The 13,800-nt window shown below is 61.0% G+C and carries 14 protein-coding genes; 7 read left to right on the forward strand and 7 right to left on the reverse strand.

Annotation, left to right across the window (positions count from 1 at the left end):
• Positions 1 to 85 precede the first annotated feature (85 nt).
• From IEX25_RS15045 to IEX25_RS15065, 5 genes are all read right to left on the reverse strand, one after another.
• The gene (locus IEX25_RS15045) at positions 86 to 1,981 is read right to left on the reverse strand and encodes a glycoside hydrolase family 15 protein (RefSeq protein ID WP_188716010.1); all 1,896 of its coding nucleotides are present in this window, start codon (positions 1,979 to 1,981) and stop codon (positions 86 to 88) included.
• Positions 1,982 to 1,985: 4 nt separating this feature from the next.
• Complete coding sequence (locus tag IEX25_RS15050; RefSeq protein ID WP_229665284.1) at positions 1,986 to 2,819, reverse strand: glucose 1-dehydrogenase; 834 nt, start codon at positions 2,817 to 2,819, stop codon at positions 1,986 to 1,988.
• Between the two features lie 245 nt (positions 2,820 to 3,064).
• Entirely contained in the window at positions 3,065 to 3,490 is a 426-nt protein-coding gene (locus IEX25_RS15055; RefSeq protein ID WP_188716012.1) for a DUF2238 domain-containing protein, read from the reverse strand.
• Between the two features lie 249 nt (positions 3,491 to 3,739).
• Positions 3,740 to 4,504 (reverse strand): hypothetical protein, encoded by a 765-nt coding sequence (locus IEX25_RS15060; protein WP_188716014.1) that lies wholly within the window; start codon positions 4,502 to 4,504, stop codon positions 3,740 to 3,742.
• 177 nt (positions 4,505 to 4,681) lie between these two features.
• Positions 4,682 to 5,446, reverse strand: coding sequence for a PRC-barrel domain-containing protein (locus IEX25_RS15065; RefSeq protein ID WP_188716016.1), 765 nt, complete (start codon positions 5,444 to 5,446; stop codon positions 4,682 to 4,684).
• Between the two features lie 308 nt (positions 5,447 to 5,754).
• Between IEX25_RS15065 and IEX25_RS15070 the strand changes: the two genes are divergently transcribed.
• From IEX25_RS15070 to IEX25_RS15095, 6 genes are all read left to right on the forward strand, one after another.
• On the forward strand, positions 5,755 to 6,468 hold the full coding sequence (locus tag IEX25_RS15070) for a response regulator (protein WP_188716018.1): 714 nt from the start codon (positions 5,755 to 5,757) through the stop codon (positions 6,466 to 6,468).
• The gene (locus IEX25_RS15075) at positions 6,468 to 7,850 is read left to right on the forward strand and encodes an ATP-binding protein (protein ID WP_188716020.1); all 1,383 of its coding nucleotides are present in this window, start codon (positions 6,468 to 6,470) and stop codon (positions 7,848 to 7,850) included. The genes IEX25_RS15070 and IEX25_RS15075 overlap by 1 nt, the downstream gene beginning before the upstream one ends.
• 325 nt (positions 7,851 to 8,175) lie before the next feature.
• A complete protein-coding gene (locus tag IEX25_RS15080; protein WP_188716022.1) occupies positions 8,176 to 9,072 on the forward strand; it encodes a hypothetical protein in 897 nt (298 codons plus the stop codon).
• A 32-nt stretch (positions 9,073 to 9,104) separates the two neighbouring features.
• The gene (locus IEX25_RS15085) at positions 9,105 to 9,797 is read left to right on the forward strand and encodes a hypothetical protein (RefSeq protein ID WP_188716024.1); all 693 of its coding nucleotides are present in this window, start codon (positions 9,105 to 9,107) and stop codon (positions 9,795 to 9,797) included.
• A gap of 221 nt (positions 9,798 to 10,018) precedes the next feature.
• Positions 10,019 to 10,546: a hypothetical protein gene (locus IEX25_RS15090; RefSeq protein ID WP_188716027.1), complete on the forward strand. Its 528-nt coding sequence runs from the start codon at positions 10,019 to 10,021 to the stop codon at positions 10,544 to 10,546.
• Between the two features lie 346 nt (positions 10,547 to 10,892).
• Positions 10,893 to 11,651 carry a Crp/Fnr family transcriptional regulator gene (locus tag IEX25_RS15095; protein WP_370463874.1) on the forward strand — a complete coding sequence of 253 codons (759 nt, stop codon included), beginning with the start codon at positions 10,893 to 10,895 and terminating at the stop codon, positions 11,649 to 11,651.
• Between the two features lie 138 nt (positions 11,652 to 11,789).
• Here the strand turns inward: IEX25_RS15095 and IEX25_RS15100 are convergent, their stop codons facing one another.
• Both IEX25_RS15100 and hmpA read right to left on the reverse strand, forming a co-directional pair.
• On the reverse strand, positions 11,790 to 12,074 hold the full coding sequence (locus tag IEX25_RS15100) for a DUF6522 family protein (RefSeq protein ID WP_188716031.1): 285 nt from the start codon (positions 12,072 to 12,074) through the stop codon (positions 11,790 to 11,792).
• Between the two features lie 16 nt (positions 12,075 to 12,090).
• Positions 12,091 to 13,281, reverse strand: a complete 1,191-nt coding sequence (hmpA, locus tag IEX25_RS15105) for an NO-inducible flavohemoprotein (RefSeq protein ID WP_188716033.1) — start codon at positions 13,279 to 13,281, stop codon at positions 12,091 to 12,093.
• Between the two features lie 77 nt (positions 13,282 to 13,358).
• On the opposite strand from hmpA, the gene IEX25_RS15110 reads away from it, so the two are divergent.
• Positions 13,359 to 13,775 (forward strand): RrF2 family transcriptional regulator, encoded by a 417-nt coding sequence (locus IEX25_RS15110; RefSeq protein ID WP_188716036.1) that lies wholly within the window; start codon positions 13,359 to 13,361, stop codon positions 13,773 to 13,775.
• Positions 13,776 to 13,800 lie beyond the last annotated feature (25 nt).

Consider the following 13,800-nt stretch of genomic DNA (forward strand, 5'->3'; position numbering starts at 1 on the left):
GCACTGCTTACTCCGTGGGGCATGCAACTCTCATGCTACCAAAGTTGCCGCCATACGGGGAAGCTCTGCAAAGCCATTACTTTCCTCAAGACGCCTGTTCTCGCTGGTGCGACTTGGCCACGAAAGGCTGTCTCAGGCAGTTGGTATCTTGGGGAACGGAAGCAGGGCGGTCCGTCCGGTCTGCGCGTTCCTCTGCGGGTCCCTGGGTAGCGATCAGGTTATGTGCGGCGTTCACAAGTCCCACATGCGAAAACGCCTGCGGGAAGTTGCCCAGCTGCCGCTTCCCGCGCGGGTCGTACTCCTCGGCGAGCAGCCCCACATCGTTGCGCAGGGACAGCAGGCGCTCGAAAAGGGCCTCCGCTTCTTCCAGCCGCCCGATCATTGTCAGGGCGTCGACAAGCCAAAAGCTGCAGACGAGGAACGTGCCTTCCGCCCCCCTGAGGCCGTCAGGAGTGTCGTCCGGCCTATAGCGGAGAACCAGCCCGTCCTCCACCAGCTCCCGCTGGACCGCTTCCACCGTGGCGATGACGCGGGTATCTTCTGGCGGCAGGAACCCGACGGACGGGATGAGCAGCAGCGAGGCATCAAGGGCCTCTCCACCATAGTATTGAACGAAGCTGTTCTGTTTGGCACTCCAACCGTTGGAAAGGATATCGTCGCGGATCGTGTCGCGCAGTGTCCGCCAGCGGTCCACCGGGCCGGAAAGTCCGAAATCCTCCACCGCCTTGATGCCGCGGTCATAGGCAACCCAGGCCATGAGACGCGAATGGGTGAAGTGCCGCCGTCCGCCCCGCACCTCCCAGATGCCTTCGTCAGGCTCGTTCCACTTTCCCTCGAGATCGGCAAGCAACAGCTTCTGGAAGCGCCAGCTTGCCTCGGATGGTTCAAGCATGAACTTCCGCCCGACATGAAGGGCGTCCATGAGTTCGCCATAAACATCGATCTGCAATTGGTCGTAGGCCGCGTTGCCGACCCGCACGGGCTTTGAACCCTCGTATCCGGGCAGCCACGGCAGCTCGGTCTCGGTCAGCCGCCGCTCCCCCGCAAGCCCATACATGATCTGCAGCTGCTCCGGGTCGCCGGCGGCGGCGCGAAGCAGCCATTCCCGCCAGTCCCGGGCCTCGGACCTGTAGCCGGAACTCACCAGGGCCAGCAGCGTCAGCGTGGCATCGCGGATCCAGCAATACCGGTAATCCCAGTTGCGCTCGCCGCCGATCGTTTCCGGCAAGGATGTGGTCGCCGCCGCAACGATGCCGCCGGTCGGCTGAAACGTGAGTGCCTTGAGCGTGATGAGCGAGCGGGTGACAGCCTCGTGCCACGGGTGCTGTTTTTCGAGGGCAAAGGTGCAAGTGCCGGACCATTCCTGCCACCACCTTTCCGTCTCGTGCAACTGCGCCGCCGGGTCCCACCGGCGGGATGCCGGCAGATAGGACGGGTGCCAGCTCAGCGTGAAGGGCACCTCGGCGCCAGCTCCGATGCTGAAGGTTGCAACCGTGCGCATGTCCTTTCCTTGCAGGCCGACCGGAGTGGACAGTTCCACCGCATCCGGTCCTGCCACAGCGCGCAACCCATGATCGGTCCGGCGCACCCAGGGGGTGGTTCGGCCGTAATCGAACCGCAGCACCAGGTCCATGTCTATCTCGACCCGGCCCCGATCGCCGCGCACGATACGGACCAGATCGACATGGTCCTCGTCCTCGGCCAGCGGCATGAAGTCGATGATCGTCACCGCCCCTTCCGGTGTTTCGAAGCTGGTTTCCAGAATGGTCGTGCTCGGACGATAGCGGCGGCTCACATGCAGGATCTTGCCTGCCGGTGCGATCTTCCAGCGGCCATGTTCACGTGTGCCAAGAAGGGCTGCAAAGCAGGCGTCCGAATCGAAGCGCGGAAGGCAAAGCCAGTCTATGGAGCCATCGCGCGCAACCAACGCACAGGACAACATGTTGCCGATAAAACCATAATCCTCGATCGGACGGCTCATGGGCTTATCCTGCGCCACGAAAGGCGGGGTAGAGCATCATGCCGCCATCCACCACAAGCGTGGTGCCCGTAACGTAGTCCGAAAGGTCCGACGCGAGAAAAAGCACTCCGTTCGCAATATCCTGCGGCTGGCCGATGCGCCCGTATGGGATCAGCTTGAGAAGTTCGTCCAGTGCCTCGGGTTCGTCCCAGGCAGCACGGTTGATGGCCGTCTGGGTCGCCCCCGGTGCAATGGCATTGACCCGGATACGATGGATCGCCAGCTCCTGTGCCAGGGACTGCATGAGCAGCATCACACCGCCCTTGGACGCAGCATAGTTGGCCTCCAACGCCCAGGGGATTTCTTGATGAACCGAACTCATGCAGATGATCTTCCCCGTGGCCGACGAGACTTGAGGTTGCGGGCCGCGCCGCAGGAATTCGCGGACTGCGGCTCGGGCGCAAAGGAACTGGCCGTCAAGGTTGACCGCCATCACCTTGCGCCATTGTTCGAATGTCATGTCCTGAAAGGGCGCGCCGGATTGGATTCCGGCGTTGTTGACCAGGATGTGGACGGTTCCAAAGCGCCTGCAGACTTCGGCAAACATCGCCTCGACTTGATCGCCTTGACTGACATCTGCAGCAAAGGAAAAAGCCTGGTTGCCCTCGGCCTCCAGTTCCTTGACGAGTTCCCTTGCATCATCCTCATCGCCGGGAAGATGGTTGACAACAACGCGGCACCCGGCCTTGACCAAGGCCAGCGCGCAACCCCGTCCGATGCCGGAGGCTGCGCCAGTCACAATCGCAACCTGACCTGCCAGACCAAAGCCTTCGTAAGCCTTTGAAGCTGCTGTTTCCAAGACATACTCCCGACTGTCGGAGACTCACTTGCAACCCGAGTGGAGCGGGATCTGCGCCGTGCCAGTCATGGGGCGAACGCTGCTGCCATGCCTGGGTTCCCGGTCCTTTCCAGAGCCCACACCTCGTGCTGGCTTGCTGACCCGAATGGGTTGGTTTCAACCAGCCACCTTCCTGTTCAGAGGGAGCGGCCCGCCAGGGCGAGATGCGACAGCATCAAACCCCCCGTTCCGGCAGTCGTGACAGATCACCTGAAGGGGTCCGTCGCATCCGCCGGACCCGGCAGAAGGAACCGCGGGGCCAGGGAAGCGGCAAGGACGGCACCGAGCGTATCCATGACGATGTCGATAACGGTGTCATCCTTGCCCTTGATGACATCGCCCGGCGCCAGCAGGTCGAAGCCCCATTCGGCAACTTCCCACCAGGCGCCGATAGCGATGCCGAGGCTGGCGATCAGCAGGATGAAGAGCAGGGGCTGTCCTGGGCGCAGGACCGGCGGGCAGACGAAAAGCGCAAGCCACAGCGTCAGCGCGAAAAGCGTGGCAGCATGCAGCACCCGGTCAAACCACCAGAACGCGGCATAAAGGTCGAAGGCGTAGCCCGCCACGTTGGCCGCAAGCAGAAGCGCCGCGAAGCCCCAGGCTATGGTACGTCCCTGCGCAGTGGCGTGCATTCGTATTCCCCCTGTTTCGAGGCACCAGACAAGCGGCGCCCAATTCAATGCCCAACCCTAAAGGGCGGGACTGTCACGGGCTTCTCTGGTCTGCGAACCCCGCGCAAAGTCCCGGCCGTTCCTTAGGCAATCTTCGCCAGCATGCGCACGCCGCTATCGTGCAGGCCGTCGTCGGGCCAGTGACGGCGTTCGTCTGGATCATCTACTCAACGTCTTCCTGGAAAGCATGCGCTGCCGCGGACCACTTCATCAAAGCATGAGCAGCAGCGCGGCGTAACCTGCGGCTCCGGCCGCGAAGGCCCAGAAGCGGCTTTGCCGCTCACTCGGCACCTCTTCCTTGAGCACGTTGAGCACGACTCCGCCGCCGAGAAAGGCGGTCAGCGTCGCTATGGCCGCCTCGTGCACTTCGGTGACGAGGCCAAGGAGCCAGCCCCCGATGACCGCTGCAGCAAGTATCCACCGCCCGATCTGGCGGTAGGGCGCCTTGTAGTCCTCGTGGAGCCCGTAATCGGTCACCACGAAGTGCAGCGCCATGGCGGTAGCGAAGAACGCCAAGCTGCTGAGCGTCATCTGCTCGCGGTGCAAAAGCAGGTAGCCCACCAAGAGGTTGTAGACCGCGAAGGAGGCCATGTGAATCCAGAACACCCGTGAACTGGTGGCCGCTTCCATGTCTGACCCGCGCCCGCCGTTTACCTGCTCGCCCGCGCGCTTCGAGCGCGAGGTTTGCGCAAGGCGGTGAAGGCCGTAGAAGGTGAGGAGACCTGCCAATGCGATCAGAAAGACGTGCCGCTCGGCCGGGATCAGGGTGCCCTCCCCTCCAACCGCCTCGGCGACTTTCTCCTGGCTTGCTGCGAGTTCGGGCATGAAGTGGACAAAGACGTAGGCCACCGACACGCCTCCTGCGAGCGATAGCCAGACGCTGCGCGGGGTACCCTCCAGGAACCTGAGTCTTGGCGTGACAACGTGGACCAGAACCAACAGCGCCAAGCCGGCAAGGGAAGCAAGGCCAATCATTACTCTCCGTGCATCCTTTGTCCACGTCAGACCTGCGCCTGACCACCGACGCATCGACGGTCAGGCGCCCGAGGCCCAGTTGATGCCACATCGCCAAGGAGTCGGCGTCATTGAGCATTCTTCCCTCCTCCTTCGCGGGAAGCGGCCCGCCAGGGCGAGCCGCTTGTTCCTGGAAAATCAGTCGTGGATCTGTTCTATGTCGAAGGGCTCGAGCGCTTCGACCTCGTCGCGCTCGTAAGGCAGATCGTAGAACCCGCTGCCGGGGTTCCAGCCATGATCATAGCCATAATAGGGATAGGCGTAGTAGCCTCCGCCGCCCCAGCCCACATCCGGACTCACCACCACGGCCGCGACCTTTCCATCACGTACGATCAGGTCGTCGATATAGCCGTAGTTGGCGAAGCCATCCCCGTCCTTCAGGCGCGCGTAGTCCCCGATAAGCTCGCCTGCACGCCAGACGCGGCGTCCAGTATCGACCACACCCGCTCCATCGCCTTCGACTTCCTCGACGTCTGAAGTGGCATCACTGGCGGTGACCACCTCATCCGTGAAGAGCGTGAAGTCTTCGATCGTCTCCTGCGTGAACGGGATCTCGATGCCGTCATCCCACTTGGACGCTTCAACCATGTCCCACGGGATGTTCACATGGGTGTCGCCGAGTTCGAAAAAGCCGCCCACTTCGGCCACAACCGACAAGACCTGCCCGTCCTGGCCGATCAAGACGTTCTCCACGTCACCGATGTCATCGCCCGTGGGACCCTTTACGTCGGAACCGATCATGTCATCGACGCTGATGCCGTTCGTGTAGAGTTCATCATACCGCCAGTCTGCCAGCGGAACGATCTCGGCCTCGATCTTCGCCTCCTGGGCCGTTGCCATACCGGCGAGCCCTGATGCGAGGGCGGAGGCCGCCATAAGAAGTCTCATCTGTGTTGCACGCATGGAAGTGTCTCCTGTGTTGGCTTTCACCAGGACTCGTGCAAGGAAGCTTCGCGGACAAAGACACAGAAGCCGAAACACCTCGACCTGCTCTACTTAATGCTCCCGCAATTTCCTTGTGCTGGTGTTCATGCACCCTGTGTAACCCGAACCGGCGTTTGGAATTCGCGGTGTGTTTGTCGAGGCTGTGACAGGCTGTGACAGACGGACCCCGCCGACACATTCTGTCACCACTTTCCTGAGAATTCTTCGAGCAGTGGCTGCATACTTGGGGAAGAATGGAGCAGCGGGATAGAAGGAGGGCGGGAGAGATGTCGAACCATCACATTCTGATTGTCGATGATGATCCAGAGATCCGCGATCTCGTGTCACAAGTCATCTCGGCAGATGGCTATCAGGCCAGCCAGGCCCCGAATGTACGATCAGCCCAGCGTTTGCTTGAAGAAGGCTCGGTGGATCTCATGGTCCTTGATCTCATGCTGCCGGGCAAGGACGGCCTCACCTTCTGCCGCGAACTGCGAGCGACCGGGGTCACAACCCCGATCATCATGCTGACTGCGAAAGGAGACGACTTCGACCGCATCCTGGGTCTCGAAATGGGGGCCGACGATTATCTTCCAAAGCCCTTCCACGGGCGCGAACTGCTGGCCCGGATCAAGGCCGTGCTGCGGCGGAGCACCAGCCCGAGCCCGGCACCTCAGGAACCAACCTCCAGGTTCATTTCCTTCGACGGATGGCGTCTCGATACCGGCAAGCGGGAGTTGATCTCGGCAGACGAGATCGTTGTCCAGCTGAGCAGCGCGGAATACGAACTGCTGATCGCCTTTCTCACCTGGCCACAGGTGGTGCTGTCGCGTGAAAAGCTTCTGGACGCCACCCATGGTCGCTCTGCCGTCATATCGGATCGCAGCATCGATATCCAGGTCAGCCGGCTGCGGCGCAAGCTGGGCGACGACCCGCGCGAGCCGCGCATCATCAAGACGATCTGGGGCGACGGCTATCTGTTTACGCCGGACGCGGCCTGATGGCCCTTTATTCCAGCATGCGGTTCCAGACTGCCGTGATCATCATTGCCAGTTTCATTTTGTCCCACGTCGCCGGCTTGTTCTTCTATGCCCTCGATCGCCGGGATACGCTTGCGATCACCGAGGCTGTGGATCGGGCCGAAAGAGCCGCAGACATCAGCCGCCTCTTGCATGAGCTGCCTGCGGACTGGCACGATAACATTGCCTCCTTCTCAGATACTCGCAACTTTCGTGTCTGGTTGTCTGATGAGCCAGCCGTGGCCGTGCCGGACCCGACAAAGACCGAACGCGACATCACCGCCTATCTTCGGACCCAGGTGCCGCGCATTGCCGAAGGTGACCTGCGTGTTCGCTTCATCGAAGAAGAGGGATATCAACTCGACCCTCCACCATTCGATCCATCGGGTCGGGCCGGATCACCGTCCTATGCCCGCAACCTTCCCGACGAAGGGTCCGCATTGGCAATCTCGATGCGGCATGACGTTGACAAATGGATCAACTTCATCGGTCTTCTCAGTATCCAGCCAACGTCATTGCCGGGCCTGTTTCTGGCCAACATCATCTCAAGTGCGATTGCGATCGCACTGGTTGCGTTCTGGCTGGTGAGGCGGGTCACACAACCGCTTGCCCGTCTTTCCGAAGCGGCCGAGCGCCTGGGGCGCAATCTGTTCTCGATGCCACTTCCCGTTTCCGGCCCAAGCGAAGTCGTGTTGGCCGCAACGGCCTTCAACAAGATGCAGCGCAGGTTGATCCGCCTCATCCGCGGCAGGACCGAATTTCTGGCCGCTATTTCCCATGACTTGAGAACTCCGATCACGCAGATCAGGTTGCGCAGCGAAATGATGCCTGCCTCGCCCGAACGCGACAAAAATTTGCGCGCGCTCGATGACATTGACGCCATAATCGGCACCTTTCTGAACTACGCCCGTACATCGGACCCAGCTGAGCCCAAAAGCCGCATCGATCTTGGAGCCCTGGTGGCCAGCATCTGCGATGATCTGGCTGACAGTGGCGCAACCATCGGCTGCGACTGCGCCTCCGGCGTCATCATCTCGTGCAAGCGTGTCGGCATCAAGCGTGCCGTAACGAACCTGATCGAGAACGCCCTCAAGTACGGCCAAGAGGCCCATGTGAGAACATATCGTGCCAAGCACGCTGCCGTCATTTCGGTGGAGGATCGCGGACCTGGCATTCCTGCATCTCAGCTCGAAGGTGTGTTCCTGCCCTTCAACCGTGGCGACAAATCCCGCTCCGCCGCCTTCGAGGGAATTGGGCTGGGCCTGAGTATTGCACAAGCCATAGCCGAGGATCATGGCGGCGAGGTGCGGTTGATCAACCGCCGCGAGGGGGGGCTTCGCGCCGAACTCGTTCTTCCCTTGTGACCGATATTGGGAGTACGGGCCTCATATGAGGGGTGTGAGCAACTTCTGCCACTGTGCAGAACGCCCCTTCTGGTCACCTTCATATTGATTCGTTTTCTGCCGAACGGCCAGGAACTGGCGGTGCGCTGACATCGGTTTTCCAGAAGCAAATGACGTCAAAATGTATCAGCAGCCGTGTCTGTCATATGCTGTCACAGCCTCGACAAACACATAGCGAATTCAGCGTCCAAACATCGCCTACCTTGGTTCCGCGACCACTCTACCGGTGCGGCTTCAGCTCTCTTGTGGGCAGACCGCACGTTTTGCAAACCAAAACCGAAAGGAGATGGAAATGGCTTTCGCTGCCGTTTGCGCACAGACAAGATTGATGAATTCCGCCGCCGTCGCACTGCTCAGCCTTCCTCTCTGGGCAGGCGCTGTTCTGGCTCAAGATACCCCAGATCCCAAAGCTCAAGGAGACACGGGCGCCGAGCAGGCGCAGCCTTTGGAATCAGCGCAAGGTGCTGATGGGCAGTCGTCTTCGGGCGCTGTTACCGATGGACTGCTTGCAACCATTGGCGGCGTGGAGATCCGCAATTCCGATGTGCTGACAGCAATCGGCGCACTTCCTCCGCCGCTTACCGCCCACCCGCCCGAGATCGTGGCGTCTCTCGTACTCCAGCAGTTGCTTCTGCGTGAAGCGATCGTGCAAAAAGCACGCTCTCAAAACCTGGCTCAGGATCCCGAGGTCCAGTCGCTGGTCTCAAAGGCCACGCAGGCAGCCGAGAAACACGCGCTCGTGCAGGTTTGGCTGCAACGAGAACTTGAGAGCCGTGTAACGCCGGATAATGTGGAGCAGGCGTATGCGGCGCTGCAGGCGGTTTCCACCAATGAGGTGCCGCCGCTGGAGCAGTTGCGCCCACAGCTCGAGGAAGGTCTTCGCCGCCAAGCTGTCGAGGAGATCGAAACCTCTCTTCTGACCGGGGCGGACATCACCTTCTATGGGCCAGACGGAAAGCCGCGCTCCGGGCAACAAGCAACTGGTGACCAGGACGCCGATGGCGCTGCCGCCACGACAGGCCAGCCACAACAGGGCGCAGCCATGGACCCTGCCAGCACGACTGACCAGACCCAAGCAAAAACGGATCAGGCCGGCGGCGATAGCCAGACAGGCGGTGCCCCGACCGCCCCCGGCGCATCGGAAAAAGGGGCCGGAGGTGCTGAGACCACTACCGGCAACTGAAACCGCCGCTCAGCCAATTTGGAGGAAAGATCATGCTGAACTACAAGAAACTGCCCGGAGCCGGCTTGCTGGCCTTGTTTCTATGCACCGCGCCAGCCTTGGCCCAGTCCGTCTGGGAAGAGGAGGCCTGGGACGCCGACACCGACGGCCTGCTGAGTGTCGAGGAGTTCCGCGAGGGCTTCCGTGAGCGGGTCAACTTTGCCGACTGGGATGATGATGGCGATGGCGTGCTGTCCGAAGAGGAGTTCGGCAGTGGGATCTACAGCCGGTATGATACCGACTCGACGGAGGCTGTTGAAGTAACAGAATACGGCGCTTTCGAACGTGATTTCGGCGACGAGGGCTTTTGGCGCTTCCACGGTGAGCAAGTGGTCGAGGCTGGGGAGGAGGCAGAAGTCGGCGCCGGCGAGGAGGTCGCGGATACTGAGACAGTCGCCAGTAACGCTGTCCCTGAGGGCGAAGAACCGGTTGAGGAAGGAGCCAGCTTCGAGGCTTGGGATGTTGATGGTGACGGCGTCATTCTCGGCAATGAATTCCAGACCGGCTTCCAGACATGGGGTACGTTCACAGAGTTCGACACGACAGCCGATGGTGGGATCAGCGAAGACGAGCTCACCCAAGGGATCTTCGATCGGTATGACGCCGATGGCACCGGCTTTATCGAAGAGCCGGAGCTCGCTGATATCGGCGACGACATGGGCGACGGCGGCTTCTGGGACGTCTGAGCGCTCCGCGCAGAGAGGGTCTCGGAGGCCCTCTCTGCTTGACCGGCAAGCTCGGTTTCAGAACACGGCAACACCCCGAAGGCTTCACAAGGATGTCCGGGACTCCTGGTCCGCAGCCTGACTGCAGTCGAATGTCCCCAGCAGAGGATTGTTCAAGGAGAGAACTGCAAGAGCCGGCACTTGGCTGGCGGAACCGACCAATTCACTCGGAGGAGATCACCATGACAACGATGAACCGGAAGATAGGCAGCCTGGCTGCTGCGGCGGCTTTCAGCCTTCCCTTGGCGGCTGGCCCATTGTGGGCGCAGCAGTCGCAAGACAGCACCTCGACGCACGCAGTGGGCAGCGAGGCTGCAAAGAGCCAGGCCGAAAAGGCGGGGGTGCGCAACGTCGAGGATGTAAAGGGCAGCAGTGTCCTGAAGGGAACCTCCGCGACAGACACCCTGATCTACATGATCGCCGGGCCTTCGGGAGAACTGCTTGCGCTTGCCGCGCCTCTTCCCGGGCCATCAGGGTCCTCGGGGGCGTCAGAAGCTCAGGCGGGTTCAACGGGCAGCGGAAGCGGCACTGAAAGCCAATCCACGTCCAGCAACGCTCCCCAAGCCGGAGAACCCGCCGAAAGCGGATACATGGCGACGCAGGCGCAGCCGGCGATGCCGAACATGTGGGATCCCGCGATGATCGAACGCGGCATGCGGCAGCTCGAACTTGGCACGCGTGCCGCTGCCGGCGAGATACCGAAGAACTGATTTGCGCGCTGCCCCGGTCCCCGTGCCGGGGCACGTCATTTCCGATCAGCAAGCAGAAGGCGAACGCTGCCCTCTCTCGGCCATCCCATTCAACCCTGACCGCGCCTGCAAGGCATCGCCTCGCCCGCTGGCGCCCTTGCAATGACGCCCTCAGGAAAGAATGCAAAATGGGACATCGGCACGATCTATCGGAAAACCCCTGGCGCTCGTTTCTGACTGCTGGTCGCCACAACCATGGTCCTGGGCGGATGGGTCCACCGGCAACATTTTGCCGGTATTGACGGGTTCTGGTAAAAACGCCGTCAGCTGTGGTCACTGGTTGCAAGGCATGGTTAGGCTTCTCGTCATGGTAACAACACTTGACCTCATCGTAGGATGTCATCCTCAAGCGTCCTGTCTTGCCTGCCGGACGCGGGACCACTCCATCTGTGCCTATTGCAGACCCGAGGAACTGCGTCAGATCGAAGCTATGCGCTTTTTTCGGTCGTTTGAGCCGAGGCAGACCATCGTCATGGACGGCGAGGTGCCGGATTTCGTCGGCACCGTTCTCACCGGAACAGTGTCCCTGACGAAGATCATGCCGGACGGTAGAATCCAGATGGTTGCGATGCTGCGCCCGGGGAATTTTCTTGGCCATCCTTATCGTGCCAAGTCGTCTTACAATGCCGTAGCCTCTACTTCTGTAGTCATGTGCGGTTTCCGCCGCAAACCCTTCGAGAGGTTGCTGCGCAAGATACCAGAACTTGGGCAGGGGCTTCTGGAGCAGTCCTCCAACGAACTTGATGCGGCGCGGGACTGGATGCTGCTTCTGGGCAGAAAGACTGCCCGCGAAAAGGTCGCCTCCTTCCTGATCATCTTCGCCCGCGAGAAGGTTACTCAGGATCCTTCCCTGATGAAGAAACAGATATACCTGGATCTGCCTTATACGCGGGCGGAGATCGGAGACTTCCTGGGTCTCTCCCTGGAAACCGTCAGCCGCCAGTTCTCGGCTTTCAAAGATGACAGTGTTGTGGATCCCGATGGGAAGCGGGGTGTCACGGTTGTCGACTATCCGGCATTGCTGGCGGAAACCGGTAATGACGCGGATGGAGGTTGGCTGGCCTAGGCAGTATGGTTCATATATGAGAGGGCAAGCGCTTGCCTCTTCCACAGGCCCTGCGGGCTGATGGTCTTATTGCGTAATACTCCCGGAAACGGACAGGCAGATGTCCGGCACGAACACTGTGCCTGCCTACGCCCGGGCCTATGCCGCTGACGGTGGTGCTGTCAGCCGCACACGGGTCAAGGTCATCACTTCCCCATCGTCCTTGCAGGTCAAGCGGACCCGCCACCGAGGCGACTGAAACGTCAGACGGAACTTGCCTGCGTCGTCCCCTTCGCCTTGCTCAATCGTGCTCTTGATGCTCCCAGACCGCATGAGGTCTTGGAAATCGGGAACATCAAGCTCCAGCAGCCGTGCGATCTCGGCCGCTTCGATGACGGGACGACCTTGGTCAAAGCCGACCTTTATCTTTGAGCCGAGATCCATGGCACCATCCCTTTCTTCAGGCGGCAAGTTGTTCGTCGGTGGGACCGAAGAACTCGTAGTGGATGCGATCGGCGGGGATGCCGGCATCACGCAAGCTGCCGACAAAGTGGCGCAGGAAGGGGCGCGGGCCGCAAAGATAAACATCCGCCTCGGCCAGAGGGGTGTTTCCCTGCAGCCAGTCCAGGGTGATCCGGCCGGGATTGGCTGTTTCGCCCGCCCCGCTTTCGTAAAACGTTTCGACCAGAACATTGCCATGTCGGGCTGCGGCTTTGCGGACCTGGGCGTCAAGGGCATGATGCGCCGGGCTGCTTGTGCCGTGGACATAGAAGACAGGCACGTCGTGATGCTGCTCGGCAAGAACCTCCAGCATGCTGACGATGGGGGTCAGCCCTACCCCGCCCGACAGCAAGAGCAGCGGGCGCTGCGGCGTGTCGGACAGATAGAAGTCGCCTGCCGGTGGTGTGGCCTCGATGACCGCGCCGACCTCGACCTGATCGTGCAGAAAGCCTGAAGCCTCGCCGTTCGGCTCGCGCTTGACGGTGATCCGGTAGAAGTCCGCGTTTGGCGCGCTTGAAATCGAGTAGTTGCGCTTGACTCCGGCCAGTCCGGCTTCATCGAAACGCAGGGTCAGGTACTGCCCCGGGCGGTGCGCGATGACGGAACGTCCGTCTAGCGGACGCAACACAAAGGACACGATGTCTTCCGCCTCGCTGCGCTTGTCAGCCACACGGAAGCGTCGCCAGTTGGTCCAGCCGCCCGGCTGCGCCTCGATCGCGTCACGGATCGCTGTCTCGCGCTCGATCAGCAGGTCGGCCAGGAACCAGTAGGCCTCGCCCCAGGCCTGCAGGATCTCTTCTGTGGCCGCCTCTCCCAGAACTTCCGCGATGGCACCCAAAAGCGCTTCGGCGACGAATGGATAATGCTCTGGCAGGATGGCGTAGCCGATATGCTTCTGGGCGATCCGCTCCACCGCTCCGCCAAGAACGCTTAGGTTTTCGATGTTGCGGGCATAAGCCAACACGGCTTGAGCCAAGGCCAGACGCTGCGTCCCCGTCTTCTGGTTCGCGTGGTTGAACAGGGCTGCAATGTCCTGGTTGCGAAACAGGCGGCGATACATGGTTTCCGTGATCGCCAGACCGTGCTGTTCCAGCGCAGGCACCGTGGCCTTAACGACGGCAATGGTCTGTTCCGACAGGGACCGGGGCATGAGTCTCTCCTAACATGCATTTCATATCCATCTATACAGAGCTATACATGTACATGGAATGTCTCTATTTTAGAAAAATGAAGCTGACCCGCTACACCGACTATGCCCTGCGCACGCTGATCTTCCTCGCGGCCCGCGACGGCGGTCTGGTGTCGATCCGACAGATTGCCGAAGCGCATGATATCTCTCAGAACCACTTGATGAAGATCGTCCAGGATCTGGCGGCCTCCGGCTTCATCCGGACCACCAGAGGTCGTCACGGCGGACTGCAACTGGCGCGACCGGCGACCGAGATCACCATCGGTCAAGTCGTTCGGCATACCGAAGGTGACAGCGGCATGGTCGATTGCAGCACCTGCCGGGTTGCCGAGGACTGCGGCCTGCCCGCCGTCTTTTCAGAGGCGAGAGAGGCTTTCCTTGCTGTTCTGGACAGGTGTCGTCTTTCGGATGTCGCCCGGATGCCGAATGCCTTTCGTCATCTGTTTGTCGTCTGAAAGGAGCAAGGTCGCTTGACCGCAG

The organism is Paracoccus acridae (assembly GCF_014642735.1).
GTDB classification, from domain to species: domain Bacteria; phylum Pseudomonadota; class Alphaproteobacteria; order Rhodobacterales; family Rhodobacteraceae; genus Paracoccus; species Paracoccus acridae.

Bases quoted from the DNA above. Each gene is read 5' to 3' on its own strand.
- IEX25_RS15045 (WP_188716010.1), bottom strand. From the start codon at position 1,981: ATGAGCCGTCCGATCGAGGATTATGGTTTTATCGGCAACATGTTGTCC.
- IEX25_RS15055 (WP_188716012.1), bottom strand. From the start codon at position 3,490: ATGCACGCCACTGCGCAGGGACGTACCATAGCCTGGGGCTTCGCGGCG.
- IEX25_RS15060 (WP_188716014.1), bottom strand. From the start codon at position 4,504: ATGATTGGCCTTGCTTCCCTTGCCGGCTTGGCGCTGTTGGTTCTGGTC.
- IEX25_RS15065 (WP_188716016.1), bottom strand. From the start codon at position 5,446: ATGCGTGCAACACAGATGAGACTTCTTATGGCGGCCTCCGCCCTCGCA.
- IEX25_RS15070 (WP_188716018.1), top strand. From the start codon at position 5,755: ATGTCGAACCATCACATTCTGATTGTCGATGATGATCCAGAGATCCGC.
- IEX25_RS15075 (WP_188716020.1), top strand. From the start codon at position 6,468: ATGGCCCTTTATTCCAGCATGCGGTTCCAGACTGCCGTGATCATCATT.
- IEX25_RS15080 (WP_188716022.1), top strand. From the start codon at position 8,176: ATGGAAATGGCTTTCGCTGCCGTTTGCGCACAGACAAGATTGATGAAT.
- IEX25_RS15085 (WP_188716024.1), top strand. From the start codon at position 9,105: ATGCTGAACTACAAGAAACTGCCCGGAGCCGGCTTGCTGGCCTTGTTT.
- IEX25_RS15090 (WP_188716027.1), top strand. From the start codon at position 10,019: ATGACAACGATGAACCGGAAGATAGGCAGCCTGGCTGCTGCGGCGGCT.
- IEX25_RS15095 (WP_370463874.1), top strand. From the start codon at position 10,893: ATGGTAACAACACTTGACCTCATCGTAGGATGTCATCCTCAAGCGTCC.
- IEX25_RS15100 (WP_188716031.1), bottom strand. From the start codon at position 12,074: ATGGATCTCGGCTCAAAGATAAAGGTCGGCTTTGACCAAGGTCGTCCC.
- hmpA (WP_188716033.1), bottom strand. From the start codon at position 13,281: ATGCCCCGGTCCCTGTCGGAACAGACCATTGCCGTCGTTAAGGCCACG.
- IEX25_RS15110 (WP_188716036.1), top strand. From the start codon at position 13,359: ATGAAGCTGACCCGCTACACCGACTATGCCCTGCGCACGCTGATCTTC.